The organism is Rhizobium sp. WYCCWR10014 (genome assembly GCF_001657485.1).
GTDB lineage: Bacteria > Pseudomonadota > Alphaproteobacteria > Rhizobiales > Rhizobiaceae > Rhizobium.
The window spans coordinates 56,228-82,790 of the sequence record NZ_LXFU01000037.1 but is presented as its reverse complement, the minus strand read 5'-3'; the positions used below and the strand labels follow the sequence as shown (position 1 = coordinate 82,790).

Genomic DNA, 26,563 nt, shown 5'->3' with positions numbered 1-26,563 from the left:
CGCCCGGCTGGCAGATCAAGGCCAGGCGCCGATCAGAAGATCGTCGTCCAGCCTTCGTTCGCCGTCTCGCTCTTGCCGTAGCCGACCCGATCGGCAACGGCACCGTCGGCATTACGCAGGATGATGTCACCGCCGCGGTTGGCAAGCTGCGGGCCGCCGGCTGCGGCATCGAGCGCTATGGTGCGCAGCTCGCCTGCGCTCAGCGATCCCGACAGCGTCTGGGTCCTGCCGTTTTCGTCCTCCAGCTTCCAGCCTTCGAGCGATGCCTCCATGTCGGAGCGGTTGATGATCGTCACCGTTTCGGCCTCGGTGCCGCCTTCGCCGTTGACCGGGTTGATCAGCGCGGCGACAATGCGCAGCGACGAGGCGACGATCGGCTGCGGCCGGCGCGTGCCTTCGCCACGGCCCTGGCCGCCGCGGCTGTCGGAAACCGGATGGCCGGTTGCCGCATCGGTATTCCAGTTCTGCGACTGGAAGCAGAGGAAGATCGCCGCCCATTCGTCGGTATCGTTGAAATGGACGAGAAGGGCGCCATCCTGGTTCGGCCCGTTGGTGGCTTTGAAGCTGCCGCCGTCGCCCTGGTTCATGTGGATGTCGTGGATGCCGTTGCCCGGTTCGAAGTCGAAATATTGGTCCGGCTTGTTGTTCTCGGGGCCCCAGGCCTCGCCGAAGGCGTAGAAATGCACGTCGGAATCGGCAATGCCTTCCTGGACGATCGGCTCGATGAAATCACGCAGGTCGTTTTTCGGGCCGGATAGCTGGAAGGGTGCGACATTCATGTCCTCGCGTTCGATCATTCCGCCGCGGACATAGTCGATCGCAAGCTCCGGACGGTCCTTGCGGATATCGGTCAGGCCCATCGGCAGGGCTTCGAGCGCCTCCGTCAGCGCCGGGTGCTTGAAATCGACGATATTGGCGTAGAGCAGGTCGTGCGGCGATTCCTTGGAGCGGACGTTAAGCGCGATACGGTAGCTGATGCCGTTTGCCTCGATGCGGATTTCGATATGGGGATCGTTGTCGTCGTCGAGGGCGAGTGCGCTCGCCGTACCCTTCAGGACCTTGTAATTCTTCAGCATGGAGAACCTCGCAGGGGTGGCGGGACCTTACGGTAACACGGCGAAAGTGCATCTTTTGTGACGCCTTTCTTTCGCCGCGCAATGCTTAATTCATGATCGCCTATCGCTGGAGATGCGGGCCAAAAAGCTCGAGATCGGCTTCACTAAGCCTGTCGCTCACCGTGTTCAGCTGGTGCCAGTAGGGATAGATCACCGGCGGCAGGCTGACCGCGTCGAGGCGTTTGCGCTCCTCGTCCGTGAGTTTCAGCTCGGCGGCGGCGATGTTGTCGCGGAACTGGGCCTCGGTGCGGCCGCCGATGATGACCGAGGTCACCGCCTTGCGGCCGATCAGCCAGGCGAGCGCCACCTGTGCGGCGGAAACGCTGCGTTCCTCACCGATCGCGACCAGCGTCTCGACGATATTCCAGAGGCGGTTCTCGTCTCGGATCGGCGGTTCGGTCCAGCCGGCGAACTGGCGTGTACCTTCGGGCGCCGCCTGGTTGCGGCGATGCTTGCCGGAGAGCAGACCGCCGGCGAGCGGGCTCCAGACCAGCACGCCGAGGCCCTGGTCGATCGAGATCGGCAGCAGTTCGTATTCGGCGTCGCGGGCCTCCAGCGTATAGTGGATCTGCTGGCTGACGAAGCGCTGGTATCTCTGCTCGTTGGCGATGCCAAGCGCCTTCATGATGTGCCAGCCGGAATAGTTCGAGCAACCAACATAACGCACCTTGCCCTGCCTGATCAGGGTGTCGAGGGCTTCCATCGTCTCTTCAAGCGGCGTCTGGCCGTCCCATTCATGCACTTGGTAGAGGTCGATGACATCGGTCTTCAGGCGCTTGAGGCTCGCCTCGCATTCGCGGATCAGATGGTAGCGCGACAGGCCTTGGTCGTTCGGGCCGTCGCCCATGCTGAAGCGGGCCTTGGTGGCGAGCAACACGCCCTGCGGCCGCTTGCCGGAGAGCACATCGCCGATGATGTTTTCGCATTCGCCGTTGGAATAGGCATTGGCGGTGTCGATCAGATTGATGCCCGCATCGATGCACATATCGATCATCTTGCGCGCCTCGGAAACGCCGAGGTCGCCGACAGTCTTCGCCCAGCCGACGCCGCCGAAGGTCATCGTGCCCATGGTCAAAGTCGAAATCTTCAGGCCGGAACGGCCGAGCAGACGGTATTCCATTGAAATTCCTCCCTTTAAACAAGACTGACGTACCTCAACGCTCCGAGATAGCAATGGGTGCGTATTCACGGCTGCGTGAGGCTTAGGCGAGATACTGAGCGCCGGCATCTTCCGGCCATCTAGCGGCTATAGCCGATCCCGGGCCGAGCGGCAGATCGTACAATATGTCATCGGCTTGTCGACGGAAATTGTCTCGGCGCAGCGTCGACGTGGTGGAGGCCACGTCAGCTCTCGTGTTTGTCTTTCTTGTGAATGTTGTCGCGAAGCGAAGCGATTGTGTCTCGAATCTTGCTCACAGCCTCGGCGTCGAGATCGACAGCCTTGCCGATGCAATCGAACACATGGGAGGCACGGCTCTTGAGGGCCAGTCCTTTCTGCGTCAGGCGCAAGAGCACCTGGCGCTCATCGGCGGGATTTCGGTTGCGGGTGACGAAACCGACATTTTCCAGCCGCTTCAGCAGCGGAGTGAGGGTGCTGGAGTCGAGAAAAAGCGTCTCGCCGAGATCCTTCACTGTGCGGTCGTCGCGCGCCCACAAGGCGGTCATGACAAGGAACTGCGGATAGGTGAGTTCCAACTCGTCGAGCAGGGGACGGTAAAGCTGGTTAAAGGCGTGGCTTGCCGAATAGATCGAAAAGCAAAGCATTTCATCGATCTTGGGCACGTCAGCCAGATCATTTGATGTGGTGTCTTTCATCACGCTCTCCTTCGATCTCAATATAATTTGTGCGCGATCTGTTTGCAAGCTATTGACTCGGCGCGGGAAGCGACCTAATTAGATCGTGTACAAAGAAATCGCTGACAAATTATATACCGAACACGGGAAGCTGGAGTGGTTTGCTGCATCAACAGATGCGCAAGCAGGTGAAATTCCCTTGTGGCTCCCAATTCGGCTCCTTTGAAACTCAACCGACGAAAGGAAATAACCCAATGTTCAAGTTTGCTGCTGCCGTCGCCCTGGCGGGCGCTCTTCTTTCCGGTGCTGCCGTGGCCCAGCCGGCCAAGCCGACCGTTGTCCTCGTCCATGGCGCCTTTGCCGATTCATCCAGCTGGAACGGCGTCGTCGAAATCCTGCGCAAGGACGGCTTTTCTGTCGTGGCAGCCGCCAATCCGCTGCGCAGCGTTTCTAACGACGCTGCCTATGTCTCCGACGTGGTTGGCAGCATCGCCGGCCCCGTGGTCCTTGTGGGTCACTCCTATGGCGGCCAGGTCATTTCGACCGCGGCCAACGGCCACGACAACGTCAGGTCGCTGGTCTATGTCGCGGCCTTCGCGCCGGATGCCGGAGAATCGGTCGCAGATCTCGCCGGCAAGTTTCCGGGCGGTACGCTGAGCGGAGCGCTTGCGGCCCCGGTGAAGCTCAGTGCCGGCGGTGTCGATCTCTATATCGATCAGGCCAAGTTCCATGATCAGTTCGCCAGCGACGTGCCGGCGGAACAGGCGGCCCTGATGGCGGCTGCCCAACGTCCGGTCACCGAGGCTGCCCTGACCGAAAAATCCGGCGAGCCCGCCTGGAAGAAACTGCCGTCGTGGTTTGTCTACGGCACCGGCGACAAGAACATCCCGGCCGCAGCCCTTGGCTTCATGGCCGAGCGGGCAGGCTCCAAGCGGACCGTCGTGGTCGATGGCGCCTCCCACGTCGTGATGGTGTCGCATCCCGAGAAGGTGGCGGAATTGATCGAAGAGGCCGCAAAGTAGTATTCGATCCGAGGGGCCACGGCGCGTGAGCGCCGTGGCCGGCCGCCGCGGAGGTTTTGTCCGCGGGCCATGACCGGCTTTGCCTGCACGACGTATCGGCGGAGGTACCCGCTGATCAGCCATCTGCTTTAGTTGATCCTCAGTGAACCAACCGAGGCGAGGGTGGCGAGGTCACGACCAGTCGGTGGCAAAGTAGTCGTGCAGGGCGTGGACCAATCGCCGCGCCCTGTCACATCTCTGTCAACGACTCCTAATATGGGAGGGCGACGCAATATCGAGGACCCCTCCCATGAAAACGATCGTCTCTGCCGCAGCACTTGTCGCTGCGAGCCTGTTTGCCATTCCGGCTTCGGCCGCAAATCTCGTTCTCTACACCAGCCAGCCGAACGAAGACGCGCAGGCGACGGTCGATGGCTTCATGGCCGCCAATCCCGATATCAAGGTTGATTGGGTGCGCGACGGCACGCCGAAGATCATGGCGAAACTCCAGGCTGAAATCCAGGCGGGCAACCCGGTTGCCGACATTCTCCTCATCGCGGACGTGGTGACGCTGGAGCGTCTCAAGGAAGACGGCAAGCTCTTGGCCTACAAGTCGCCGGAAGCTGCCGAGTACGACGCCGCCCTTTATGATGCCGACGGCTATTACTATTCCACCAAGCTGATCACCACCGGCATCATGTACAACACCTCGGCCGCGACGAAGCCTACGAGCTGGAAGGACCTGACCAAGCCGGAAGCCAAGGGCCTCGTCACCATGCCGAGCCCGCTTGCCTCGGGTGCGGCCCTCATCCATGCACAGACGCTTGCCGCGGTTCCCGGACTCGGTTGGGACTTTTACAAGTCGCTTGCGGAAAATGGCGCGATCGCTGCCGGCGGCAATGGCGCTGTGTTGAAATCCGTTGCCTCGGGCGAAAAGGCTTATGGCATGGTTGTCGATTACCTGCCGATCCGTGAGAAGGCCAAGGGCGCTCCCGTCGAGTTCGTCTTCCCGAGCGAAGGCGTTTCGGCCGTCACCGAGCCGGTCGGCATCCTCGCCAGCACGAAGAACGCCGATGCCGCCAAGAAGTTCGTCGATTACGTGCTCTCCGAAAAGGGCCAGGAGGGATTCCTGAAGCTTGGCTACATCCCGGCCCGCAACGGCATGAAGCTGCCGGAAGGCTTTCCGGCGCGCGACACCATCAAACTCCTGCCGATCAAGGCGGCCGAAGCATTGAAGAATACCGACCAGGATCTCAAGACCTTCTCGGGCATCTACGGCTCGAACTGATCCTTTCATGCACGGATACATCAAAACCGGAAACAGCCAGCCCGCCTGGCTGTTTCCTTTTGTCGTCATCATCGTCCTGATCCTCAGCGTGCTGCCGCTCGCCCGCCTCGCCATGGTCGGGATAGCGGCCTTCGCCGATGGCGGGGTGATGACGGTTCTCGGCGAAGCCTCGCTCTGGTCGGCGACCTATTACACTGTTGTCACCGCCATTCTGGGCACGATCATCTCGCTCGTCATCGGCTGTCTCTTTGCCTTCTTGCTGACGCTGACCGATATCCGCGCCAAGGGGCTGCTCAGCTTCTTCTTCGTGCTGCCGATGATGATCCCACCGCAGGTGACGGCGCTGGCCTGGGTGCAGATGTCAGGCCCCTCCAGTCCGCTGTTGAAGGCGCTGCATATCGCCCCGCCGCTCGGCTCGCCGCAGCCGCTCTATTCGGTGGGTGGCATCGCGCTGCTCTATGGCGTGCAGCATGCGCCGCTGGTCTATCTGGCGCTTCGGGCCGGGCTGATGACGCTGCCGCGCGACGGCGTCGAGGCAGCACGGCTTTCCGGCGCCTCCAGCTTGCGGGTATTCCGTGACATCATCCTGCCGCTCTCGCTGCCCGGCATCATCGCGGGTGCGGCAATCTCCTTCGTCTCCTGCACCGGCAATTTCGGCATTCCCGCCATTCTCGGCATTCCGGCCTCGATCTACACGCTGCCGACGTTGATCTTCACGAAGTTTTCCGCTTTCACCAGCCGCACCTTCGGCGACGTCGCCGTGCTCTCGGCGATCATCGCCATCATCTCGGTCGCCGGCCTAATGATCCAGGACCGGGCGCTGCGCGGTCGCGACTACCGCGTCATCGGGCTATCTGGCGCGAGCGCGGCCTTCGAGCTCGGCGGCTGGCGCCTCTTCTTCACACCACTCGTCTGGACGATCCTGTTCTTCATGCTGGCCGCACCCTTCTTCGCGCTTGTCGCCGGCGCGCTGGTGCCGGCATATGGCGTGCCGCTCACCTTCAAGACCATGTCGCTGCATGCCTTCGAGGAGATCCTATTCCGGCAGGCGGTAACGCGCACCGCCTTTATCAATTCACTGTCGCTTGCCGCCGCGACTGCGCTTGGTCTCCTCGTGGTGACAGTGCTTGCGGCCTACACATTGACGCGGCGCAAGGATGCAGCTTCCCGCATCGTTTCCAGTCTGATCGAGATACCCTATTCGCTGCCCGGCATAGTCATGGCGGTCTGCTTCATCCTGGTGTTCGCTGCACCGATCCCCATCCTCCACGTCTCGCTCTACGGCACGATCTGGATAATCCTGATCGCCTATTTCTCCTCGTTCTTCGCCGTCAGCCTGAAACCCGTGGTCAGCGCCTTTCACCAGCTCGATCCAGCGCTGGAAGAGGCGGCGCGGCTTTCCGGGGCCGGCTTCTTCCGCCGGCTTGCCGATATCATCGTGCCGCTGATTGCGCCGGCCGCCGGCGCCTCGGTCATCCTGGTCTTCCTGATCGCCTGCAACGAGCTGACGATCTCGGCGCTGCTCTGGTCTGCCGGCACCCAGACGCTCGGCGTCGCCATCTACAATCTCGATGACAGCGGCAGCTCGGACCTTGCTTCGGCGCTCTCGGTGCTCGTCGTCCTTATGGTCGTCGTGCTGATGCTACTGCTCGAACTTCTGGCAAAACGACTGCCGAAAGGAGTGGTCCCATGGCGAGGCTGATCCTCAACCAGCTCGGCAAGGATTTCGGCACCGGGCGCGCCGCCGTCAGCGGTTTTTCGCTCGATGTACGCGAGGGCGGTTTCCTGGCGTTGCTCGGGCCTTCCGGTTGCGGCAAGACGACAGTGCTGCGGATGATCGCCGGTTTCGAGACGCCGAGCGACGGCTCGATCCATCTCGGCGAGAGATTGCTTGCCGATGCCGCGCAATCGCTGCCGCCGGAAAAGCGCAACATGGCGATGGTCTTTCAGTCCTACGCGCTGTGGCCGCATATGAGTGTTGCCGACAATGTCGGATATCCTCTCAAAGTGCGCGGCATCTCGGGCGAGGCCTACCGGGCGAAAGTGCGCGACGCGCTCGGCACCGTCCGGCTCGCCGACTACGCCGAACGGCGCCCGGCCGATCTCTCCGGCGGCCAACGCCAGCGTGTGGCGCTCGCCCGCTGCCTGGTGACATCGCCTGACGTGGTGCTGCTCGATGAGCCCCTTGCCAATCTCGACCGGCACTTGAAACAGGAGATGGAGGAGACTTTTCGCGAGTTCCACCAGCGCTCGGGCGCGACGATGATCTACGTCACCCACGACCAGAGCGAGGCGATGGCGCTTGCGACCGACGTCGCCGTCATGTCGGAGGGTCGGCTGCTGCAGGTGGCGCCGCCCGCCGAGATCTATGCGCGGCCTGAAGGGCGCATCGTCGGCGGCCTGATCGGGCGGGGCGCGATCCTGACGCTGCCGGTGATGGGCATCGAGCGCCATCTGGAATGGGACGAGCTTGAGGACACGCTGCAGGCGGCCAACACCGATGGCGCCGATATTCTCGTGCGGCCGGAAGATGTGATCATCGGCGGCGAGGGCGCGCGCGCGACCGTCGAATCCGTGCTTTTCGAGGGCGAGCGTTATGCTGTGAAACTCACGCTCGGCAACAGTCAAACGCTGCGCGCCTTCAGCCGCGTGGCTGTCGTGCCGGGCGAGGCGGTTCGTGTTGTCATCCGCACCGCGTGGCGGCTTTGAGGAAGGCGCTAGACTTCCACGGTGACACCAGTTGAAGCCCGACGATATGAGGTTGAAAGTCGTCGGTGCCTTCTTTCGAATCGCCAAAAAGTTGAATATCCCCGGTCTGGTAATCCGTGATGGAAGCAACCGGTTAAATTACGACGAGCGCTATGGGTCAAATAAAGCCCGCGCGACAATCATTTATTGAGGGACCATACTCGCATGCCAATCCAAGTAAGGCGTATCCGATCCGTTTTCGTCCTTTCAGCAGTTCTTTTAACTGCCGGGAGCGTTCTTCAGGGCTGCCCATCTTTAGAGCGGCAGAAACGGGGCGACGAATGGAAAACCCGAACCTTTAGGCCAAGTGAATTACATGGCAGTTCGAGCAACGGGAGCTCGTCGAGCAGTTCTGATGGCGGGCACAGCCAACCTCACGATGGCGCCACCTCAAGCCCGCCCGGCGGGATCTAAGCGCCGCTGAAAAACGCGTCGAGGCGACCTGTTCGCCGGCGTGCCTTGCCTTGTGGCTCGGATAGCCGTTGCTTTGGCTTGGCCGGCTTATTCGTTCTCCGAACACTGCCAGCGGATGACACGGCAGCTGCCGGTTTGCTTTCTGCAGCTGCGGATTGCCTGGCGCTGGGCCTGGCGGCCATCATAACCCCAGCCGGAGCCCCAGCCGCCGCGATGACCGACGGCTACCGCGCCGCAGCCATTGCGGAACCAGATAGCGATTCGACAATCGTTGGCGCTGCTGTCGCAATTGCGCCGGGCAACGGTTTCGGCGTCGCCGCGGTTGGCATGAGCATAGGACCAGCCGATGGCGCTGGTCGACGGCGAGTAAGCGATGGCGCCGTGGGTGTCGGCAAGGGGCACGCCGGCGAGGGACGTCAGAACCGCAAACGATGCAAGAATCCGCTTCATGAAATGCCCCCCGCGCCGGAACGACGATTGTCCTCTGCGGAGAACTATCCGAGGCTTGCGGCGGAATGTCTGCGGCCCAAGTCACAAGCAATCGTCTCTGGGACTCCAAGAGGAGTGATTATTCGCATATTTCTCGGCCCTGCCATCTTTTCCCGCGGCTATTGCCGGATAAGGTACTGCCCGCAACCGGATCCTTCCCATGTCGCTTCGCCTCGCCACCTTCAATGTCGAAAATCTTCTCACCCGTTTCGATTTCACCGGCTTCCGAAACCAGCTGCGCCAGGACCGCGTCATCAAGCTTTTCCAAGTGTCGAGCGAGGGTGTGTACCAGCAGCTCGAGCAGGCGCGGGTGATCGCTGCGACCGACGACACGCGGCAGATGTCGGCCCTTGCGATCGCCGACGCGGACGCTGATATCCTCTGCCTGCAGGAAATCGACAACATGGCTGCCCTTCAGGCCTTCGAATACGGCTATCTGTTCCGCATGGTCGGAAATGGCTACCGCCAGAAATATCTGGTCGAGGGCAATGACAGCCGCGGCATTGATGTTGCCGTCCTGATGCGCGAGGAAACGCGCGACGGCCAGAAGATCGAACTCCGGGATATCAGAAGCCATGCGATGACGACCTATCGCGATCTCGATCTCTTCAATGAGGAGCTGGCACTCACCAACCGCATCGACGACAAGATCTTCAAGCGCGACTGCCTGGAGCTCGACCTTCTGATCGGCGGCCGGCCGTTTTCGCTCTACGTCGTGCATTTCAAGTCGATGGGCAATCCGCGCGACGGACTGGACGGGCGGCAATCGACCATGCCGATCCGCCGCGCCGAGGCGCGCGCCGTGCGCCGCATCATCGAGGATCGCTTCGGTGCGGATCAAGCCGGCACGAAGAGCTTCGCCATCTGCGGAGACATGAACGATTATCAGGAGCGTGTCGATGTCATCGGCCGCCGGGGCACCGGCTATCGCTTCGAACATCAGAACGAGGCCGAAAGCGCGCTCGACGTTTTCAGTAGCGACGGCTTTGCCGAAAATGTCGTGCGCCGCCGTGAGCCCCTCGACCGCTGGACGCTCTATCACGCCCGCGGGCCACAGGAGCAGTGGCTTTGCCAACTCGACTATCTCTGGCTTTCGCCAGCACTTGCCGCCCATAATGCCGGCCGCCTGCCCGAAATCATCCGCAGCGGCCAGCCCTACCGCACCATCTTCCCGCCGGGGCAGGAGGTGGAGCGTTATCCGCGCACCGGCTGGGACAGGCCGAAGGCGTCCGATCACTGCCCCGTCGTCATGACACTGGATCTCCCATGAATGCAAATTTGAACGCGAATTTCACCAACATCAATTTTTCCGATGATTTTGCCGGCTGGCCGCCGGAGGCGACGGTCTTCCCGATTGCCGGCGTGGATCTGCGCATTCTGCCCGGTCCTCATCCTTTGGTCGCCGCCGAGGAAGCGGCGATCCGGGAGAACTGGGGCAGGGAGACTGCTGCCAATCCGGCGCTGTTCGACGGGCGCATGGTATTCCAGCGATTGGTATCGCTCGGTGAAGACGGGATTGCCGGCGAGGGCCACGTCATTCCCTTTTCCGCTTTCATGTGGTGGCGCCGGCAGCCGCAGCGCCAGGGCGGCATTCACATCTTCGCTTATCCGGTGCTCGAGACCTCCGACGGCGCACTGGTGGCGATCCGCATGGGCGCCCATACCGCCAATCCCGGCCAGGTCTATTTTGCTGCCGGCTCGCTGGAGCCGGAGGATATCGTCGACGGGCGTTGCGACATCGAGGCGAACATGCGCCGCGAGGTCCATGAGGAGACCGGGCTCGATCTTGCCGAATCCGTCGCGGGCGAGGGGCTGTTCGCCACCCATAACAAGCGCACGGTGACACTGCTGCGGCTCTTCCGCTTCGACATGACGGCGGACGAGATGATCGAGCGGATCGAGCGGCATATGCTCGTCGCCGAGGACCAGGAGATCGCGGGTGCGGCGGGAATCCGCTCGGCCGATCACTCGGCGCACCCCTATAATAACGCCATGCTGCCTGTGATCGACTGGTATTTCGGCAAGGCCGACCGGCGTTGATCTATACCGCCTAAAACCCTGTAGCGTTTTGGGATAACGACATGCATCACGTAAAGATCGAAAGCGCGTCATGTGAATCCGGTTGACGTGATGCGTTTTAGCGCCTTGCACTCGCTCGCCCGGTCGGGCAGGTTGGCGGCCGCGATGACGATTCAAGGAGGCCGATGTGGCGCGAAGCTACAGCGTCTATGACGTGTTCACCGATCGAAAGCTTGCGGGCAACCCGCTGGCAGTGATCTTCGACGGAGACAATCTCAGCGACGAGGCAATGCAGGCGATCACCCGGGAGATCAATCTCTCGGAGACGGTCTTCGTGCAGCCTTCGACCAACCCCGCCTATGCGGCGCGTCTGAGGATATTCACGCCCGGGCGCGAGCTGCCGTTTGCCGGCCATCCCACGGTCGGCACGGCGGTGGCGCTGGCCGAACGAGCGCACGGTGCTGCGACACGCGATCTCGTCACGGTGCTCGAGGAAAATGTCGGGCCGGTGCGTTGCGCGGTGCGGCTGAGAGAGGGCGAGGCGAGCTTTGCCGAATTCGACCTGCCGCGCAAATCGCAGCCGGCCATCATGCCGCTCGACAAGCTCGGCATCGCCGATGCGCTATCGCTGAAGGTGACCGAGATCGGTTTCGAAAATCACGTCCCGTCGGTCTGGAGCGCCGGCGTTCCCTTCCTGCTCATTCCGGTGCACGATGTCGGAGCCACGCAGCGGGTGGAATTCGATCCGCAGCTCTGGGAAAAGATCGTGCCCTTCGTCGATGGCGCGCTTGCCTCGGCTTATGTCTATTGCCGCGGCGGCGTCAACCACGTGGCAAAGTTCCATGCGCGCATGTTCGCAAGCGGCATGGGCATCGTCGAAGATCCGGCCACCGGCTCGGCGGCGGCCGCACTCTCCGGCGCGATCCACCATTTCGACCGGCTGACAGACGGGCATCACCCGATCATGATAGAGCAGGGCGTCGAGATGGGCCGCCCATCCTTTATCCACCTGCATATCGATGTCGAAGGCGGGGCGATCTCCAACGCGCGGATCGGCGGCCAGGCAGTGCGGCTGGCCAGCGGCACGCTCGACCTTTGATTTCACCAGACCGCCGCGCGTCCGACAGGACGCGCTATCACTTTGAATTGGCGCATAATCCTTCGCGAAAATCGATTCCGATTTTCGGGGTTATGTGCTGCATTTCAGCCATGCCGAAAAATCTTCGCGATTAACCAAAGAAATTTCGCCTATGCGCTGGACAAGCCTGCCGATCCTGTTTATACGCCCCGTCACACCGCGCAGCCAAGCGCGAACGGGTGATTAGCTCAGTTGGTAGAGCAGCTGACTCTTAATCAGCGGGTCGTAGGTTCGAGCCCTACATCACCCACCAAATCTCTTGAAAAGATTGATGTATTCGAATACAGGCCGGATTTTCCGGCCTGCTGGAAGCAGGCGGCATCGCTAGCCTTGCCCAAAGGGTTGGCCGCAGTGATCTGCGCGCTCTAGTTTCCCTCACACACACTGGGAGGGTCCCATGAGAGGCGTCATTCTAATCGTTGCCTTGTCTCTGCCGTTACCGGCCTTTGGCGCAGGCGTCATGAACGTCAAAGCGAGCGAGCATAGCTGCAGCGAGCTTACGCAGATCATCCGCCAGAACAAAAAGGTCTTTGTCCGCGTCGGTTTCGGCGGCCGCAGTTTCCGTTATCCGCCCGCCCAATGCAGCATGGGGGATAAGCGCACCACGACCAGTTTGCGCGATGCCGAGGGAAAGCAGTGCATTCTCGATTATGCCTGCGTCTTTGACCCTGCGTCGCCTTATAATTTTCCCTAGCGCATCGTGTTTTGTGCGTTCGAAAGGACGCACGGCGTTCTAAGCGCTTCCGGTTGAGACAGGGAGCGAGCGGGAAGTGCATGCGGCGGCGCTCAGGCGTACAGTTCGGAGGGTTTCCGGACTGGCGGCATGGGGTGCTATGCCCTAACTTCGCTCTCTCACATTCAGGAGTTTCCATGAAAAGCGTTGTTCTGGCCGTCGCACTGTTGTTTCCGTCCGTGGCTCTTGCCGTCGAGGCGGTAGAGATCAATGCCAGGGACCACAGTTGCGAAGAGCTTGCGCAGATCATCCGCAAGGACAAGGCGGTTTTTGTGCGGATGGGCTTTGGTGGCCGCAGCTTCCGTTATCCGCCGGCCAGGTGCAATCTCGGCGACAAGTACGACACCGCAAGGGTGAGGGATGCCAATGGCAAGCTTTGCCTCCTCGACTACGAGTGCGTGTACGATCCGCAGTCCTTCTATAACAGGATTCCCAAATAATACCCGATCCAGGCGTTGCCAGCAGCCTGTTCGGCATGGATGACGAGGTCAAGAAAAAAGGCCGGGCGAAACTCGCACCGACCTTCCTCGATCAGTCTCGATAACGGCTGCCAGTACCTCCGTGGTCAGCCGTCAGAGACAGATTTAGTATCCCTTAAATAGGGTTTGCTTAAAAAATCTTCAAGAGCTCGCAGCAGAAAGGAAGCCGGCACAGGGCCGGCTTCTTCTGACCGAGCAGCGATTACTGCTGTGCAGGGGCAGCCGGCGGAGTGGCCGGTGCTGGTGCCGGTGCCGGTGCCGGCGTTGCACTGTTGTCAGTCGGAGCGATCGGCTTGGCCGGCGCCGGCTCTGATTGGGTTGTGGAGGCTGTCGTGTCCGGGGATGTGCCGGGGGTGCTCCACTGCGAATAGGCGAATGCAGCGACAGCGATCACGGCCAATGCAGCGACCCAGACGACCCACGTATTACTGCTGCGCGCGCTCGGCGTGGTGCGCAGATCCAGATTTGGGTTCAGCGGGCGGTTCGGGTCGTTGGCATTATTGGGGTCGTACGTCATGGTACTTTCTCCTCTTTCGGTGACAGAAGAATGCAGAAGTGGGCATTTTGTTCCGTTCTGGGCCGAAGCGCTTGTGCTGACTGGGTTTTCGTACTCACTATTCTCGCTTTACTGGCGCTCCGTGCATTCGCGGGCTTTGCCGTTCACTCCTCATCTGCTTGCGGTCGACCGGCAGAGACCCGATGGTAGAGCTGTCGGCTGATCGGACAGCAAGCCGCCATGGCGCAATGCGCTTGACACCACAGGGTCTGTTTGCGAATGATTTCTGCATGGGGTCGCGATCACCCCACGAGGCGTCATGCTGAAGAATCGCGTCCAGTAAAACCGATCAACGGAGGGACGCGTCATGCCGTCATTTCTCGAAATTTCCCCTGACAAGCTCAACCGCCTCATTGGAACCCCCGGTGCGCCTTGCATTATCGACGTTCGCACCGAGGAGGACTTCGCGCTCGATCCGCGTTTGGTGCCTGGCTCGATCCGCCGGGGCCATGCCGAGGTCGGGTCCTGGGCGGGCAGCGTCGATGGCGATTCCGTCGTCGTGGTCTGCCAGAAGGGCAGCAAGCTCAGCCATGGCGTCGCCGCCTATCTCCGCCATGCCGGGATCGACGCCGAGAGCCTCGAAGGCGGCTTCGAAGGCTGGATCACAGGTGGACTGGCTGTGCCCGAGAAAAAGCTGCCGCGCCGCGACGCGGAGGGACGCACCGTCTGGGTGACGCGGGCGCGGCCGAAGATCGACCGCATCGCCTGCCCCTGGCTGATCCGGCGCTTCGTCGATCCGAGCGCCGTGTTCCTGTTCGTGCCGGCGCCCGAGGTTTTGGCCGTCGGCGAGCGCTTCGGGGCGGTGCCCTTCGATATCGATGACGTGTTCTGGAGCCATCGCGGCGAACTCTGCACCTTTGATGTCATGGTCGAGGAGTTCGGGCTGGCATCGGAGCCGCTCCTGCGCCTGGCGCGGATCGTCAGGGCGGCGGATACCGCAAGACTCGATCTCGCGCCCGAGGCGGCGGGCCTGCTGGCCGCCTCGCTCGGCCTCTCCAGGATGTATTCCGACGATCTGGAACAGCTCGAAGCCGGGATGCTTCTCTACGACGCCTTCTTCCGCTGGTGCCGCGATGCGACTGAGGAAACCCACAACTGGCCGGTGCCGAAGAAGAGAGCATGAGATGGTCGAGATGACGGATAATGCGTCCGGCAGCAAAATGGCGGAGGAAGACGCGGGGCATCATCACGGCGTTTCGTTTGGCGAAGCCTTCAGGGTGTGGCTGCGTGTTGCCGCCCTGAGTTTTGGCGGGCCCGCCGGCCAGATCGCGGTCATGCACCGGATCATCGTCGATGAGAAGCGTTGGATCGGCGAGCACCGTTTTCTGCATGCGCTGAACTATTGCATGCTGCTTCCCGGACCCGAGGCGCAGCAGCTCGCCATCTATATCGGCTGGCTGATGCATCGGACAGTGGGCGGTCTCGTCGCCGGCCTGCTGTTCGTGTTGCCGGGCTTCCTGTCGATCCTCTGTCTCAGCTACATCTACGCGGCTTACGGCAATGTCGGCATCGTCGCCGGCCTGTTCTTCGGGCTGAAGGCAGCGGTGCTTGCCGTCGTCGCGCAGGCCGTCATCCGCATCGGCGGCCGCGCGCTCAAGAATCGCGTCATGGTCGGTATCGCGGCCGCGGCCTTCATCGCCATCTTCTTTCTCCATGTACCGTTCCCGCTGATCGTACTCGCGGCCGGCATTGCGGGATTCCTCGGCGGCAGGTTCGGGGTTGCCGCCTTCCAGACGGGCGGCGGCCACAAGGCCGGGAGCGGCCCGGTGCTGTCGGATGCCGAGTCGGCGCTCGGCGAAGGCATACCGGCGCATGCGCGCCCGAATCTCGCCTGGTCGCTGCGCATCTCGGCCGTGCTGATCGCCCTTTGGCTCGCTCCACTTGCGGCGCTTTACGCAACCTTCGGTGCTGACAATGTCTTTACCGAGATCGGCCTGTTCTTCAGCAAGATGGCGGTCGTCACCTTCGGCGGGGCCTATGCCGTGCTTGCCTATGTCGCGCAGGAGGCCGTGCAGCATTTCGGCTGGCTGAAACCCGGCGAGATGCTGGATGGTCTCGGCATGGCCGAGACGACGCCGGGGCCGCTGATCATGGTCGTTCAGTTCGTCGGCTTCATGGGCGCCTACCGGGATCCGGGAGCACTGAACCCGATGCTTGCTGCAACCCTTGCTGCGATACTGACGAGCTGGGTCACCTTCGTGCCCTGTTTCCTGTGGATCTTCCTCGGCGCGCCGTTCATCGAAAAACTGCGCGGCAACATTGCGCTCGCCGGCGCGATGTCGGCCATAACGGCGGCGGTAGTCGGGGTCATCCTCAACCTTGCTATCTGGTTTGCCCTGCACACGCTGTTTGCCGAGGTTGCGACCGTCCGCCTTGGCGGCTTGCGGCTCGATATTCCCGTGCTGCAATCGGCCGTGCCGGCGGCAATGGCGCTGTCTGCCGCCGCGGCGATAGCGATCTTCCGCTTCAAGGCTTCCGTGATCGCGACGCTGCTAGCCTGCGCAGCCGCGGGAATGCTCTGGACCCTGGCGGTCGGCTAGGCCTCCGCCCCATCCGTGGAAATGCGCGTCGCGAGCATCTTGTCGATACGCATGCCGTCCATGTCGAGCACTTCGAAGCGCCAGTTATCGAAGACGAAGGTTTCGCCGGCTTCGGGGATGTGCTGGAGTTGATGCAGCGCGAAGCCCGCCAGCGTATGGAAATCGGCATCCGGACGATCGCGCAGGCCCAGCCGTTCGAAGGCGTCGAAGGCCGGCATCATCGCATCGATCAAGAGCGACCCGTCTTCCCTGACGACGATGTCGGGCTCTTCGTTGGATCCCGGCAGGTCGCCGGCGATGGCTTCGAGCAGGTCGGTCTGGGTGACGATGCCTTCGAGGCTGCCATATTCGTCGATGACGATGGCGAGGCGAACGGGTGAGGCCTTGAAGCTGTCGAGCACGCGGACGACCGAGGTGCCCTCATGCAGCACCAGCGGCTGCTTGATCACCTCCATCGGCCGGACCTTGCCGCCGTCGAGAACCTGGTCGAGAAGATCCTTCTTTAACACCATGCCGATCGGCTCGTCGATCGAGCCGCGGGCGACCAGCAGTTGTTCGTGGCTGCATTCGCGGATGGTCTTCAGGATCTCGGCCTCGCTGTCATCGGCGTCGAACCATTCGATGTCGAGACGCGGGGTCATGATGTCGGAGATCGGCCTGTCGCCGATGTTGAACACCCGCTCGACGAGCTGCTGCTGCACCTGGTTGAGTAGGCCGGCCTCCTGGCTTTCGGCGACCAGCAGCTTGAGCTCCTGCGGCGAATGGAACGACGATTCCCCGGTTCCGGCGCGAAGACCGACGCCCCGCAGCACCATGTTGCCCATGCCGTTCAGGACAAAGATCGCCGGCTTGAACAGCACCAGGAACAGACCGAGCGGGCGCACCACGGCAAGCGAAGTGGCCTCGCTGCGCTGAAGCGCCAGGCTCTTCGGTGCGAGCTCGCCGAGCACGATATGCAGGGCCGTGATGATGATGAAGGCGATGACGACGGCAACAGTATGCGCGCCCGCCGTCGCCCATTGCCCGGGCAGCCAGGACAGCAGCGGCTCGATCAGGTGGGCAAGCGCCGGTTCGCCGACCCAGCCGAGGGCGAGCGACGAGATGGTGATGCCGAGCTGGGTGGCTGCAAGGTTGGAGTCGAGATTGTCGACGGCGCGCTGAAGTGCCGAGGCGTTCATGCGGCCTGCCGCAGCGAGTTCGGCGACGCGGCTACGCCTGACCGACACCAGGGCGAATTCGGCGGCAACGAAGAAGCCATTGGCGGCGACGAGAAGAAACACGGCTAGTATCCCAACATAGTCGGAGAGCCCGCCGGCGGAATCGGACATGTTTTCCCTGCCTTCGAATTGATGGGAATCTGAAACTACACGCTCGCACACCGGTGGCAAGGCGTTCCGGCTAGTCCTGGGGCGAGAGATGCCGAAGCCGGGCTGCCGTAATCGAAATACTGCGTCGGGTTGCGATGCTGGCCGCAAAATGCGTGGCAAACCGCGATGCGAAGCGTAAAACGCGTGGTGAACCGCACGACCGACGTCGCCCCATTCACCTCTTGGGCGCTTCGAAGAGCTCGATCGGGTTTCCGGCCGGATCATCGACCAGGATCTGCTTGCCGCCGATGCCCTGCACGATCTCGTTGCGGAAGCGCGCACCGGCTTGGCGCAGGGCGGTGACTTTCGCCTCCAAGTCTCCGACCTCGATCTGGATACGATTCCATCCGCCGGGCTCCGGCTTTCGCCCGTCGGGCATTGCTTGAGCTGCTCCGCCCGGTCCCGTCATGCCGCTGACGAACAGACGAAAACCGTCCCTGGTCAGGATGGCGAAACTCGGTGCGGGACGAAGCGCGACGGAGAAGCCGAGATGTCTCGTGTAGAATTCCACCGCGGCGTCGACGTCGTCGACGATGTAGCGCATGCTGATACCGGGCATGTTTTCCTCCATTGTGGTCGTCGTTGTCTTGATCTGATCGTCCCCTCACGGGACATGTAGAATTCTCCTGTTCCCGAGATGCGTCGCTTCGAAACTCGATTATGCGCCCGTTTCAAATTTTTATGCATCTCTTGGCGCGCTGAGCACCTTTGGGCGAGACTAGATCGAATAGAGAGGATGCCGCCTGCCGCCAGCAGCAGGACAACCCTCCACGGCGGCGCCTTCCAGGCGATGAGCAGCAGAGGCCGAAGGGCTTCAGAAGACGAAGCCAACCGGTGGCGCCAAAACCTCGAGCGCTGAGTATAAGTTTAATCTAAAGTACAAGCTTCGAGCCGTAGCTATTGGATTCCATTACGAAAGTTTAATTTTTATTTCAGTTTCGGTTCATCTTTTCGGCCCTAGTTTGGTCACGTGCCCAACATGAGGACCCCCACATGAAAAAGATTTTTGCAGCTCTTCTTTCCGCCTCCTTCCTTCTTTCTCCGATGGTTGTTTCCCAGGCCAGCGCCGACGATCATCGCCGTCCGCCGGTCGTCGTGCAGAAGAAGGTGGTCGTCAAGAAGACGGTCGTCCGGTCGCATTGGAAGAAGGGATACCGCGTCAATGCCAGCGAACGTCGCCGGTTCTCCAATGTCAACGACTACCGCCGCTACCGGCTGGCGCCTCCGCCGCGCGGTTATCGCTGGGTGCGGGCCGACAATGACTACCTGCTGATCGGCGTCACCAGCGGCATCATCTCCAGCATTATTGCCGGACGCTGATCGGTCGATAGATCGGGAAAGGGCGGCTTCGGCCGCCCTTTTTGACTCTGGGAGGGCGTGTAGCCGTTTCGCACCCTTCCTCCTCCTTCATTCCTGTGACGAGCATAGGAATGAAAGGGAGGAGGAAGGGCCGGCGGCGGTTATGACCTGCTTTAGGATTGCCTGCGTGAAGGCATGACCCGTTCAGCAATGATGTCGAGAAAACCTCTTGGTCTTCCGATTTCAGCGTCGGTATCCTCCTCGTGCGTCAGCGGATGAAGCCCTTCGATCGGCGGCAGCGGTTCGCATTCGGTACAGACGCAGAGATAGCGTTTGATTGCCTTCGCCTTCATGCCGCCTGCCTGTTCCAGTTGGCGAAAGGATCAGGCAGGTGGCGCCAACGCTCGGGCGCGAAGGCGTCTGTCCTGATAAGACAGGCGTCCAGTTCCTTCCTGATCCAGGCTTCGTCCATCGGATCGGCGCCGATGAAGACGATTTCCTGGCGGCGGTCGCCCCAGACGGGGTCGAGGTAAGGGCCGATGGCGCGCATGAAGGCCGGTTCCTCAGGCCATTGTTCGCGGGGTACGGCCGCCCACCAGAGACCCATCTTACCGGTGCGCACGATCGCGCCCGCCTGGCTGATCTCGCCGACATGGTGCGGGCGCGTCGCCAGCCAGAAGAAGCCCTTGGCGCGCACTACGCCTGGCCATGTCCGATCGAGGAAGGCCTGCAGCTTTGCCGGATGGAAGGGCCGCTTCTCGCGATAGACGAAGGAGCGAATGCCATATTCCTCGGTCTCCGGCACGTGATCGCGGAAACCGTGCAATTCCTTGTACCAGAGCGGATGGGTCTCGGCCTTGTCGATATCGAAGCGGCCGGTGCCGAGCACGTCTTTCAGGGCGATCTTGCCGAAATCCGCCTCGATCAGCTTCGCATCCGGGTTGAGGCCGGTGATGATCTTGCGCGCGGCGTCGCGTTCTTCATTGGTTGCCGTGCCGATCTTGTTCAGCACCACGACGTCGGCGAATTCGATCTGCTCGACCAGCAGGTCGACGATGGTTCTGTTGTCGCCGTCGCCGGCCGTTTCTCCGCGGTCGGCGAGGAAATCGGCCGAGGCATAATCGGCAAGCAGATTGGCGGCGTCGACGACGGTCACCATGGTGTCGAGCCTTGCGACGTCGGAAAGGCTTCGGCCATTCTCGTCGCGAAATTCGAAGGTGGTGGCGACGGGCAGGGGCTCGGCGATGCCGGTCGATTCGATCAAGAGGTAATCGAAGCGGCCCTGATCGGCGAGCTGGCGCACCTCCTTCAGCAGATCGTCGCGCAGCGTGCAGCAGATGCAGCCATTGGTCATCTCGACGAGCTGTTCCTCGGTGCGGGAGAGATTGGCGCCGCCGTCGCGCACCAGGGCGGCATCGATATTCACCTCGCTCATGTCGTTGACGATAACCGCGACGCGTAAACCTTCGCGATTGGTCAGCACGTGGTTGAGCAGCGTCGTCTTGCCGGCGCCGAGGAAGCCTGAAAGCACCGTGACGGGAAGTCTGTTGTCCATGGGAACCTCATCAGATTCGTATTTAATGTTATATCATTACATTTGATGTGTCGAAAAAAGGCGGAACGGGGTTGTCCGCCTTTTTCCGCCTCAGCTCTCCTGGAGCGTCGCGTGTCCGGCAGGACGCGCGGAGCGGCGCATGAGTGTCATGCGCTGGAGAGGCAGTCCTTCATGCTGTTGGCGATGCCGCGCATGAGGTTGAAGTAGAGATCGGGACCGGCCTTCAGTGTTGCCGCTTCTGGATCGAGCACGCCTGATTTGGCGCGCGTGCCTTCGATGATCACATTGACGAGGCGCGGCTCGAATTGCGGTTCGGCAAAGACGCAAGTTGCGCCGAGTTCGCCGACCTTGCGGTGGATTTCCGAAACGCGCTCGGCGCCGGGAATAGTTTCCGGGCTGACGGTAATCGAGCCGGCGACGCGGATGCCGTAGCGGTGCTCGAAATACTGGTAGGCGTCGTGGAAGACGATGAAGGGCTTGTCTTTGACGGGAGCGACCATGCCCTTGATCTCGGTATCGAGCGCATCCAGCTTGTCGTCCAGCGCCTTGGCGTTGCCCTGATAGGTCAGTGCATTGGCGGGGTCGGCGGCAACCAGCGTCGTGGTGATCATTGCCGCCATGGCCTTGGCATTCATCGGGTCGAGCCAGAGATGCGTGTCGAAGGCGCCGTGGTCGTGGTCAGCTTCGGCGTGATCGTGTTCGTGCTCCGGGGCGGCGGAAGCACTGTCGTGCTGACCGGAAGCACTTTCGTGCACCGGGGCGTCATCATGCGGCTCGAAGGCGCCGCCTTCGCGGAAGGGCAGCTTGACGAGACCGGGCGCATCGTCGAGGGCCGCGATGCTGGCATCCCGGCCCAACGCCTGCAACGGCTTTTCGAGGAAGGCCTCGAGACCGGGGCCGACCCAGAAGATCACCTTGGCGTCCTGCAGGGCGCGGGCATTCGATGGCTTCAGATTGTAGGTATGCGGGGAGGCGGCGCCATCGACGATCAATTCGGGTTCGCCGACACCCTGCATGATCGCCGAAACCAGCGAATGGATCGGCTTGATCGAGGTGACGACGATGGGCGCATCGGCTGCCCGCATGGTGCCGGAAAAGAGCAGGGTGGGGATCGCCAGGACCGGGATTGCGAGGGCCGGCATTCTGAGGGCCAAGATTTTGAGGGCGGGCCCCAAGGCGCGTTTCATCAATATGCTCCGCTTGAATTGCAATTGTTATGTTATTACATCAATTGCGTTATGCTATAACGTGTGCAATAGCAGGACGCAACAGCACTTTCGGAAAATTTGATGCTCTCTCCCGCAAAGGCCCCCGCTGGTATCAGGGCCGAACCGCTGGTTTCGCTTGAAGATGTCGGCATTCTGCGCAACGGCCGCTGGCTGGTGCGCGGTGTCGATTTTTCCGTCTCGCGCGGCGAGATCGTTACGCTGATCGGGCCGAACGGCTCGGGCAAATCGACCAGCGCCAAGGCGGCGATCGGTGTGTTGAAGCCCGACGAGGGCAGGGTGGAGCGCAAAGCCGGCCTCAAGGTCGGCTATGTCCCGCAGAAGCTCACGATCGACTGGACGCTGCCGCTTTCGGTGCGCCGGCTTATGACGCTGACCGGACCGCTTCCGGAGCGTGATATGCTCTCGGCGCTCGAATCCGCCGGCATCGCCCATATGCTCGATGCCGAGGTCCAGCACCTCTCCGGCGGCGAATTCCAGCGGGCGCTGATGGCCCGGGTGATTGCCCGCAAGCCCGATCTGCTGGTCCTCGACGAGCCGGTGCAGGGGGTCGATTTTTCCGGCGAGATCGCCCTCTACGACCTCATCAAGTCGATCCGCAATGCGACGGGCTGCGGCATCCTGCTGATCTCGCACGACCTGCATGTCGTCATGGCCGAAACCGACACGGTCATCTGCCTCAACGGACATGTCTGCTGCCGCGGCACACCTGAATCCGTCAGCCGCAGCCCGGAATATGTGCGCCTGTTCGGCAGCCGGGCGGCGCAGACGCTGGCCGTCTACAGCCATCACCACGATCATACGCATCTGCCTGATGGACGCGTGCAGCATGCCGACGGCACGGTGACCGATCATTGCCACCCCGACGACGGCCATCACGCGCATGAGCATGGGCATGCCGGTCACGAACATGGTCACGATCATCCTGACCATGCCCATCCAGACCATGCCCATCCGCACGCGCATGAAGCGGGAGAGCGCCATGCTTGACGATTTTTTCGTGCGCGCCATCCTTGCCGGCGTCGGCCTGGCGCTGACGACGGGGCCGCTCGGCTGCTTCATCATCTGGCGGCGCATGGCCTATTTCGGCGATACGATCGCCCATTCGGCGCTGCTCGGCGTCGCACTGTCGCTGCTCTTCGAACTCAATCTGACACTGGCTGTCTTTGCCGTCGCCGCCCTTGTGTCGGTGCTGCTGCTCTTCCTGCAGAAGCGCCAGGCGCTGTCGGCCGATGCGCTGCTCGGCATCCTCTCGCATGCGACACTGGCGATCGGCCTCGTCATGGTCGCCTTCATGAGTTGGGTGCGGATCGATCTCATCGCCTTCCTGTTCGGCGATATCCTTGCCGTTTCCACCACCGACATCGCGCTGATCTGGGGCGGCGGCCTGTTCGTGCTCGTGGCGATGGCCCGGCTCTGGCGGCCGCTCCTGGCTGCGACCGTCAATGCCGAGCTCGCCGAGGCCGAAGGGCTGAAGCCGGAGCGGGCGCGGCTGTTCTTCATGCTGCTGATGGCCGTCGTCATTGCGATTGCCATGAAGATTGTCGGCATCATGCTGATCACCTCGCTGCTGATCATTCCGGCGGCTGCGGCGCGGCGCTTCTCGCCGACGCCGGAGATCATGGCAGTGCTCGCCTCGCTGATCGGGGCGGCGGCCGTCGTCGGCGGTCTGTTCGGCTCGCTCACCTACGACACGCCCTCCGGCCCTTCGATCGTGGTCGCGGCACTGATCCTCTTCATTCTCAGTCTGCTTCCCGTCAGGCGCCACCGCGCGATCATGCAAGGACAAGGCTCATGACGACACCGCAATTGACCAAGAACCAGTCGCTGGTCTTCGACGTGCTCGAAAAGGCCGAAGGGCCGCTCAGCGCCTATACCATCCTCGACAAGCTGCGCGACCACGGTTTTCGCGCGCCGCTGCAGGTCTACCGCGCGCTGGAAAAGCTGCTCGAATATGGCGTGGTGCACCGGCTCGAAAGCATCAACTCCTTCGTCGCCTGCGCCCATCCGGGCGACGACTGCCACAGCCACGGCATCGTCGCCTTCGCCATCTGCGAAAGCTGCGGCCAGGTGACGGAGTTCCACGACCACGAGGTCGACCACCGGCTGATGGAATGGGTGCGCGGGCAGAAGTTCAAGCCTGAAAAGACGACGATCGAGATCCGCGGATTGTGTGAGGCCTGCGCGGCGTAAGCTTCCTCGTGTTCGCTAGACGATCGCCTCGCGGACTATTGCGATGGCAGAGCCCGCCGGGTCCCGACGGTATTAGACGCGATCACAAAGCGATCGGGTTCGTCCGGCTTAGATCCAGAGCCGCCCTTGCCGGGACCGTCATTGCCGCCCTTGCCTGGCGTGCAGGCTGAGTTCTCTTGAACTGAAACTCTCGAGGCGGCACGCTCGCCGCTGGCAAGTGCAGATCCCGGCGCTATCTTTGCCGCAGAACTAAAGCCAGGGACGATCGCGTGACGAAAACCGAACTCGCGGAGATATATCGCGGCTACATCGCCTGCCTGAACAGGCAGGACTGGCCCAATCTCGGGCAGTTCGTCGGCGACGATGCGGTTCATAACGGCCGGCGGCTCGGGCTGCCGGGTTACGTCGCCATGCTCGAGCAGGACTTCGATGAGATTCCCGATCTCTATTTCAAGGTGCTGATGCTGCTTTGCGATCCGCCATACATTACCTGCCGGCTCGGCTTCGATTGTAGGCCGAGGGCAAAATTCCTCGGCCTCGATGTGAACGGCAGGCGCCTTTCCTTCACCGAGAATGTCATCTACGAATTTCGCGGCGGCAAGATCGTCGAGGTCTGGTCGGTCATCGACAAAGTGGCAATCGAAGCCCAGCTTGCGGGGTCGAATTGACCGCGTGGACGGTTTCCTGTCTGCGTTTCGATCAGACGATGGCGACGCGCTCGCCGAAGGGCGTATCGTCGTCGAAATTCCGGGTGCCAATCCGATCGCTTTCGCCTGACAAGACCGGCTGTTCCGGCTGTCCGCCGGCCTCTTCCCGTTCTTCCGATGCCGTATGCCCGTGCCCCTTTTGCGGATGCGCCTCGTCGTCGACGATCAGATTCGCGTGCGGGATGAGATCGCTTGCCGCTTCCTTCTCCACGGCCTTCTTCGCTGCCAGCTGATCGGCGGTGATCTGCGACTGCCGGGCGGCGACCCAGGCATTGTCCGGTTCGGAGCCAATCGACGTGCTGGTGCCGACCTTGGTGGGTTCGGACGGGGCAGTGGCGGAGATGGGGTTGATCGCGTCGACCATGAAATCCTCCTGCGGTGACCAACTGGCGAAACAGCCGGCCGTTTCGTGGGATGAAAAACGGCGCGGTGTTCGGACCAATCAGGGAGACATATCGAGCCTGCGCCGAAAAACACAAGGGTACATTGACGTGCCTGCTACCTCGGACAATGACGAAATCGGTAGCAGGTTGCGGGAAATTCGACGAAGAATTGTGTGCATAAGGGGATGCTCGACGCGTGGTTAATGTAAGAATCGGAAACACTTTGTGACTAAGTGTCTCCAAAAGCAGCGTTTTTTGACTTGCTGCGCGCGAAGACATGACGGATATTGTTTAGACGTTGAGGAAGCCGTCATGATTAGAATGATTGAAAACCCTGCCGAACTGGCTGGCGAAGATATCACCGGCAAATATATTCTCCGGAGGCTGAACTATCACTGGTTCGCTTACGGCAAGGCGGCTATCGTGACTGCCTGCAAGGGAACGATCCTGCAGCTTGAGCGGGAAGAGACGGTCTATTCCGAGCGTTGGGGACGTCGCGCCTATACGGGCACCGGAAGACGCTATCCCGGCGGTATCTGTCCCATTTCTGCGGTCGCCTGCGTTTGCGATACGCCCGACGACGTCAATGCCGTCATTCAGCTGGATGTCGAAGCGCAAGACGAATTCTATCAGCTGATCGCCAAGGCGGAAGCGAGGGTTCAGGCTCTTGCCTCATCTTCACGAAACAGCCAATTTCTCGAAGCCGCCGAGTAAGGCGATTTTTTCAATGAAATCCGCCATGTGCAGCGTCCTTCTGCGCGTCTAAAAGGACGCGCGGCGCTGTAATGGAACGGAGAGCGATCATGACGCAGCGGGACATCCGGCCTGGTCACTCTTTCGCCGCGGCGCCATCGCTCGGATCGCTCGCCATCACCATTGCCCTCATGTTTGCCGCGCTGTTCTGGCCGGCCGGCACGCTCGACTGGCCGCGCGGCTGGATTTTTCTCGGCCTGTTCCTTGTGCTGACTGTTGTCGCAATCATCTGGATCTGGCGGACGAATCCGGAGCTGTTTGCGGCGCGCAGCCGATACCAGAAGGGTACCAAGCCCTGGGACGCCGTGGTGGCGACGCTGACGATCATTCTCTTTGCCGCCATACTTCCGGTCGGCGCATTCGACGACGGACGTTTCCACTGGGCGCCGCAGCCCGATTGGGTCGTGTTTATCGGCTATCTCCTGATGACATCAGGTTATCTCGGCCTGACCGGGGCGCAATCGGTCAACCGCCATTTCGAGCCGACAGTGCGCATTCAAACCGACCGCGACCACAAGGTGATCGACATCGGACCCTACGCCGTAATCCGCCATCCCGGATACGCAACCGCCATCGTGCTCAGTGCCGGCATGGCGCTGTCGCTTGGATCGCTCTACGCGCTGATCCCCGCCGGCCTGCTCGTCGTCGTCCTCTTCGGCCGCACGCTCGGCGAGGAAGCCGAACTGCGCAAGGGCCTCGAAGGCTATGCGGAGTATATGGCGCGTGTGCGCTGGCGCTGGATTCCGGGAGTCTGGTGAGCGGAGAG

General features: G+C 61.7%; 29 protein-coding genes and 1 tRNA gene. 19 read left to right on the top strand and 11 right to left on the bottom strand.

Annotated features, from left to right (window positions below; genetic code table 11):
- Nucleotides 1-32: 32 nt before the first annotated feature.
- The 3 genes from A6U98_RS17230 to A6U98_RS17220 all read right to left on the bottom strand — a co-directional run bounded on the left by A6U98_RS17230 (nt 33) and on the right by A6U98_RS17220 (nt 2,930).
- A complete protein-coding gene (locus A6U98_RS17230) occupies nt 33-1,076 on the bottom strand; it encodes a DUF2278 family protein (RefSeq protein ID WP_064651709.1) in 1,044 nt (347 codons plus the stop codon).
- 100 nt (nt 1,077-1,176) lie between these two features.
- On the bottom strand, nt 1,177-2,235 hold the full coding sequence (locus A6U98_RS17225; RefSeq protein ID WP_064651708.1) for an aldo/keto reductase: 1,059 nt from the start codon (nt 2,233-2,235) through the stop codon (nt 1,177-1,179).
- 224 nt (nt 2,236-2,459) lie between these two features.
- On the bottom strand, nt 2,460-2,930 hold the full coding sequence (locus A6U98_RS17220) for a MarR family transcriptional regulator (protein ID WP_064651707.1): 471 nt from the start codon (nt 2,928-2,930) through the stop codon (nt 2,460-2,462).
- A gap of 233 nt (nt 2,931-3,163) precedes the next feature.
- Here A6U98_RS17220 and A6U98_RS17215 point away from each other — a divergent pair, with 233 nt between their 5' ends.
- The 4 genes from A6U98_RS17215 (at nt 3,164) to A6U98_RS17200 (ending at nt 7,907) form a co-directional block, all read left to right on the top strand.
- Nucleotides 3,164-3,931: an alpha/beta hydrolase gene (locus A6U98_RS17215; RefSeq protein WP_011652698.1), complete on the top strand. Its 768-nt coding sequence runs from the start codon at nt 3,164-3,166 to the stop codon at nt 3,929-3,931.
- Between the two features lie 289 nt (nt 3,932-4,220).
- A complete protein-coding gene (locus A6U98_RS17210; protein WP_064651706.1) occupies nt 4,221-5,198 on the top strand; it encodes an ABC transporter substrate-binding protein in 978 nt (325 codons plus the stop codon).
- A gap of 7 nt (nt 5,199-5,205) precedes the next feature.
- Entirely contained in the window at nt 5,206-6,900 is a 1,695-nt protein-coding gene (locus A6U98_RS17205; RefSeq protein WP_064651705.1) for an iron ABC transporter permease, read from the top strand.
- The gene (locus tag A6U98_RS17200) at nt 6,888-7,907 is read left to right on the top strand and encodes an ABC transporter ATP-binding protein (RefSeq protein WP_064651704.1); all 1,020 of its coding nucleotides are present in this window, start codon (nt 6,888-6,890) and stop codon (nt 7,905-7,907) included. Before A6U98_RS17205 ends, A6U98_RS17200 begins: the two co-directional genes overlap by 13 nt.
- A gap of 540 nt (nt 7,908-8,447) precedes the next feature.
- On the opposite strand, the gene A6U98_RS17195 is transcribed toward A6U98_RS17200, so the two are convergent.
- Complete coding sequence (locus tag A6U98_RS17195; RefSeq protein ID WP_064651703.1) at nt 8,448-8,810, bottom strand: DUF4189 domain-containing protein; 363 nt, start codon at nt 8,808-8,810, stop codon at nt 8,448-8,450.
- A 199-nt stretch (nt 8,811-9,009) separates the two neighbouring features.
- Here A6U98_RS17195 and A6U98_RS17190 point away from each other — a divergent pair, with 199 nt between their 5' ends.
- From A6U98_RS17190 to A6U98_RS17165, 6 genes are all read left to right on the top strand, one after another.
- Nucleotides 9,010-10,119, top strand: coding sequence for an endonuclease/exonuclease/phosphatase family protein (locus tag A6U98_RS17190; protein ID WP_064651702.1), 1,110 nt, complete (start codon nt 9,010-9,012; stop codon nt 10,117-10,119).
- Nucleotides 10,116-10,889 (top strand): hypothetical protein, encoded by a 774-nt coding sequence (locus A6U98_RS17185; protein ID WP_064651701.1) that lies wholly within the window; start codon nt 10,116-10,118, stop codon nt 10,887-10,889. The genes A6U98_RS17190 and A6U98_RS17185 overlap by 4 nt, the downstream gene beginning before the upstream one ends.
- Before the next feature lie 166 nt (nt 10,890-11,055).
- Complete coding sequence (locus A6U98_RS17180) at nt 11,056-11,967, top strand: PhzF family phenazine biosynthesis protein (RefSeq protein WP_027683847.1); 912 nt, start codon at nt 11,056-11,058, stop codon at nt 11,965-11,967.
- A gap of 216 nt (nt 11,968-12,183) precedes the next feature.
- Nucleotides 12,184-12,259: transfer RNA gene (locus A6U98_RS17175), tRNA-Lys, on the top strand.
- A 144-nt stretch (nt 12,260-12,403) separates the two neighbouring features.
- Complete coding sequence (locus tag A6U98_RS17170) at nt 12,404-12,700, top strand: hypothetical protein (RefSeq protein WP_064651700.1); 297 nt, start codon at nt 12,404-12,406, stop codon at nt 12,698-12,700.
- 176 nt (nt 12,701-12,876) lie between these two features.
- Nucleotides 12,877-13,179 (top strand): hypothetical protein, encoded by a 303-nt coding sequence (locus tag A6U98_RS17165; RefSeq protein ID WP_064651699.1) that lies wholly within the window; start codon nt 12,877-12,879, stop codon nt 13,177-13,179.
- A gap of 241 nt (nt 13,180-13,420) precedes the next feature.
- On the opposite strand, the gene A6U98_RS17160 is transcribed toward A6U98_RS17165, so the two are convergent.
- The gene (locus tag A6U98_RS17160) at nt 13,421-13,735 is read right to left on the bottom strand and encodes a hypothetical protein (RefSeq protein WP_017961164.1); all 315 of its coding nucleotides are present in this window, start codon (nt 13,733-13,735) and stop codon (nt 13,421-13,423) included.
- A gap of 346 nt (nt 13,736-14,081) precedes the next feature.
- Here A6U98_RS17160 and A6U98_RS17155 point away from each other — a divergent pair, with 346 nt between their 5' ends.
- Together A6U98_RS17155 and chrA are read left to right on the top strand one after the other, a co-directional pair.
- The gene (locus tag A6U98_RS17155) at nt 14,082-14,897 is read left to right on the top strand and encodes a sulfurtransferase/chromate resistance protein (protein ID WP_064651697.1); all 816 of its coding nucleotides are present in this window, start codon (nt 14,082-14,084) and stop codon (nt 14,895-14,897) included.
- Between the two features lies 1 nt (nt 14,898).
- A complete protein-coding gene (gene chrA, locus A6U98_RS17150; RefSeq protein ID WP_064651695.1) occupies nt 14,899-16,314 on the top strand; it encodes a chromate efflux transporter in 1,416 nt (471 codons plus the stop codon).
- Here the strand turns inward: chrA and A6U98_RS17145 are convergent.
- On the bottom strand, nt 16,311-17,642 hold the full coding sequence (locus tag A6U98_RS17145; protein ID WP_064651693.1) for a hemolysin family protein: 1,332 nt from the start codon (nt 17,640-17,642) through the stop codon (nt 16,311-16,313). The genes chrA and A6U98_RS17145 overlap by 4 nt on opposite strands.
- A gap of 214 nt (nt 17,643-17,856) precedes the next feature.
- The gene (locus A6U98_RS17140; protein WP_064651691.1) at nt 17,857-18,240 is read right to left on the bottom strand and encodes a VOC family protein; all 384 of its coding nucleotides are present in this window, start codon (nt 18,238-18,240) and stop codon (nt 17,857-17,859) included.
- A 434-nt stretch (nt 18,241-18,674) separates the two neighbouring features.
- Here A6U98_RS17140 and A6U98_RS17135 point away from each other — a divergent pair, with 434 nt between their 5' ends.
- Entirely contained in the window at nt 18,675-19,001 is a 327-nt protein-coding gene (locus A6U98_RS17135; RefSeq protein WP_025395191.1) for an RcnB family protein, read from the top strand.
- A 152-nt stretch (nt 19,002-19,153) separates the two neighbouring features.
- Here the strand turns inward: A6U98_RS17135 and A6U98_RS17130 are convergent, their stop codons facing one another.
- From A6U98_RS17130 to A6U98_RS17120, 3 genes are all read right to left on the bottom strand, one after another.
- Nucleotides 19,154-19,333 (bottom strand): hypothetical protein, encoded by a 180-nt coding sequence (locus tag A6U98_RS17130; protein ID WP_064651689.1) that lies wholly within the window; start codon nt 19,331-19,333, stop codon nt 19,154-19,156.
- A complete protein-coding gene (gene zigA, locus A6U98_RS17125) occupies nt 19,330-20,535 on the bottom strand; it encodes a zinc metallochaperone GTPase ZigA (RefSeq protein ID WP_064651687.1) in 1,206 nt (401 codons plus the stop codon). Before zigA ends, A6U98_RS17130 begins: the two co-directional genes overlap by 4 nt.
- A gap of 146 nt (nt 20,536-20,681) precedes the next feature.
- On the bottom strand, nt 20,682-21,722 hold the full coding sequence (locus A6U98_RS17120) for a zinc ABC transporter substrate-binding protein (protein ID WP_064651685.1): 1,041 nt from the start codon (nt 21,720-21,722) through the stop codon (nt 20,682-20,684).
- A 102-nt stretch (nt 21,723-21,824) separates the two neighbouring features.
- On the opposite strand from A6U98_RS17120, the gene A6U98_RS17115 reads away from it, so the two are divergent.
- The 4 genes from A6U98_RS17115 to A6U98_RS17100 all read left to right on the top strand — a co-directional run bounded on the left by A6U98_RS17115 (nt 21,825) and on the right by A6U98_RS17100 (nt 24,622).
- Complete coding sequence (locus A6U98_RS17115; protein ID WP_064651683.1) at nt 21,825-22,751, top strand: metal ABC transporter ATP-binding protein; 927 nt, start codon at nt 21,825-21,827, stop codon at nt 22,749-22,751.
- The gene (locus A6U98_RS17110) at nt 22,744-23,559 is read left to right on the top strand and encodes an iron chelate uptake ABC transporter family permease subunit (RefSeq protein ID WP_064651681.1); all 816 of its coding nucleotides are present in this window, start codon (nt 22,744-22,746) and stop codon (nt 23,557-23,559) included. The genes A6U98_RS17115 and A6U98_RS17110 overlap by 8 nt, the downstream gene beginning before the upstream one ends.
- On the top strand, nt 23,556-23,954 hold the full coding sequence (locus tag A6U98_RS17105; protein WP_011652680.1) for a Fur family transcriptional regulator: 399 nt from the start codon (nt 23,556-23,558) through the stop codon (nt 23,952-23,954). Before A6U98_RS17110 ends, A6U98_RS17105 begins: the two co-directional genes overlap by 4 nt.
- Nucleotides 23,955-24,223: 269 nt before the next feature.
- The gene (locus tag A6U98_RS17100) at nt 24,224-24,622 is read left to right on the top strand and encodes an ester cyclase (protein WP_064651679.1); all 399 of its coding nucleotides are present in this window, start codon (nt 24,224-24,226) and stop codon (nt 24,620-24,622) included.
- Nucleotides 24,623-24,653: 31 nt separating this feature from the next.
- Here A6U98_RS17100 and A6U98_RS17095 read toward each other — a convergent pair whose 3' ends face one another.
- Complete coding sequence (locus A6U98_RS17095) at nt 24,654-25,025, bottom strand: hypothetical protein (protein ID WP_064651677.1); 372 nt, start codon at nt 25,023-25,025, stop codon at nt 24,654-24,656.
- A gap of 331 nt (nt 25,026-25,356) precedes the next feature.
- On the opposite strand from A6U98_RS17095, the gene A6U98_RS17090 reads away from it, so the two are divergent.
- Nucleotides 25,357-25,758 carry a hypothetical protein gene (locus A6U98_RS17090; protein ID WP_032992435.1) on the top strand — a complete coding sequence of 134 codons (402 nt, stop codon included), beginning with the start codon at nt 25,357-25,359 and terminating at the stop codon, nt 25,756-25,758.
- Nucleotides 25,759-25,847: 89 nt separating this feature from the next.
- Complete coding sequence (locus A6U98_RS17085) at nt 25,848-26,555, top strand: isoprenylcysteine carboxylmethyltransferase family protein (RefSeq protein ID WP_197496401.1); 708 nt, start codon at nt 25,848-25,850, stop codon at nt 26,553-26,555.
- Nucleotides 26,556-26,563 lie beyond the last annotated feature (8 nt).

Coding starts and splice junctions, on each gene's coding strand:
- A6U98_RS17230 (WP_064651709.1), bottom strand. CDS start 1,076: ATGCTGAAGAATTACAAGGTCCTGAAGGGTACGGCGAGCGCACTCGCC.
- A6U98_RS17225 (WP_064651708.1), bottom strand. CDS start 2,235: ATGGAATACCGTCTGCTCGGCCGTTCCGGCCTGAAGATTTCGACTTTG.
- A6U98_RS17220 (WP_064651707.1), bottom strand. CDS start 2,930: ATGAAAGACACCACATCAAATGATCTGGCTGACGTGCCCAAGATCGAT.
- A6U98_RS17215 (WP_011652698.1), top strand. CDS start 3,164: ATGTTCAAGTTTGCTGCTGCCGTCGCCCTGGCGGGCGCTCTTCTTTCC.
- A6U98_RS17210 (WP_064651706.1), top strand. CDS start 4,221: ATGAAAACGATCGTCTCTGCCGCAGCACTTGTCGCTGCGAGCCTGTTT.
- A6U98_RS17205 (WP_064651705.1), top strand. CDS start 5,206: ATGCACGGATACATCAAAACCGGAAACAGCCAGCCCGCCTGGCTGTTT.
- A6U98_RS17200 (WP_064651704.1), top strand. CDS start 6,888: ATGGCGAGGCTGATCCTCAACCAGCTCGGCAAGGATTTCGGCACCGGG.
- A6U98_RS17195 (WP_064651703.1), bottom strand. CDS start 8,810: ATGAAGCGGATTCTTGCATCGTTTGCGGTTCTGACGTCCCTCGCCGGC.
- A6U98_RS17190 (WP_064651702.1), top strand. CDS start 9,010: ATGTCGCTTCGCCTCGCCACCTTCAATGTCGAAAATCTTCTCACCCGT.
- A6U98_RS17185 (WP_064651701.1), top strand. CDS start 10,116: ATGAATGCAAATTTGAACGCGAATTTCACCAACATCAATTTTTCCGAT.
- A6U98_RS17170 (WP_064651700.1), top strand. CDS start 12,404: ATGAGAGGCGTCATTCTAATCGTTGCCTTGTCTCTGCCGTTACCGGCC.
- A6U98_RS17165 (WP_064651699.1), top strand. CDS start 12,877: ATGAAAAGCGTTGTTCTGGCCGTCGCACTGTTGTTTCCGTCCGTGGCT.
- A6U98_RS17160 (WP_017961164.1), bottom strand. CDS start 13,735: ATGACGTACGACCCCAATAATGCCAACGACCCGAACCGCCCGCTGAAC.
- A6U98_RS17155 (WP_064651697.1), top strand. CDS start 14,082: ATGCCGTCATTTCTCGAAATTTCCCCTGACAAGCTCAACCGCCTCATT.
- chrA (WP_064651695.1), top strand. CDS start 14,899: ATGGTCGAGATGACGGATAATGCGTCCGGCAGCAAAATGGCGGAGGAA.
- A6U98_RS17145 (WP_064651693.1), bottom strand. CDS start 17,642: ATGTCCGATTCCGCCGGCGGGCTCTCCGACTATGTTGGGATACTAGCC.
- A6U98_RS17140 (WP_064651691.1), bottom strand. CDS start 18,240: ATGCCCGGTATCAGCATGCGCTACATCGTCGACGACGTCGACGCCGCG.
- A6U98_RS17135 (WP_025395191.1), top strand. CDS start 18,675: ATGAAAAAGATTTTTGCAGCTCTTCTTTCCGCCTCCTTCCTTCTTTCT.
- A6U98_RS17130 (WP_064651689.1), bottom strand. CDS start 19,333: ATGAAGGCGAAGGCAATCAAACGCTATCTCTGCGTCTGTACCGAATGC.
- zigA (WP_064651687.1), bottom strand. CDS start 20,535: ATGGACAACAGACTTCCCGTCACGGTGCTTTCAGGCTTCCTCGGCGCC.
- A6U98_RS17120 (WP_064651685.1), bottom strand. CDS start 21,722: ATGAAACGCGCCTTGGGGCCCGCCCTCAAAATCTTGGCCCTCAGAATG.
- A6U98_RS17115 (WP_064651683.1), top strand. CDS start 21,825: ATGCTCTCTCCCGCAAAGGCCCCCGCTGGTATCAGGGCCGAACCGCTG.
- A6U98_RS17110 (WP_064651681.1), top strand. CDS start 22,744: ATGCTTGACGATTTTTTCGTGCGCGCCATCCTTGCCGGCGTCGGCCTG.
- A6U98_RS17105 (WP_011652680.1), top strand. CDS start 23,556: ATGACGACACCGCAATTGACCAAGAACCAGTCGCTGGTCTTCGACGTG.
- A6U98_RS17095 (WP_064651677.1), bottom strand. CDS start 25,025: ATGGTCGACGCGATCAACCCCATCTCCGCCACTGCCCCGTCCGAACCC.
- A6U98_RS17090 (WP_032992435.1), top strand. CDS start 25,357: ATGATTAGAATGATTGAAAACCCTGCCGAACTGGCTGGCGAAGATATC.
- A6U98_RS17085 (WP_197496401.1), top strand. CDS start 25,848: ATGACGCAGCGGGACATCCGGCCTGGTCACTCTTTCGCCGCGGCGCCA.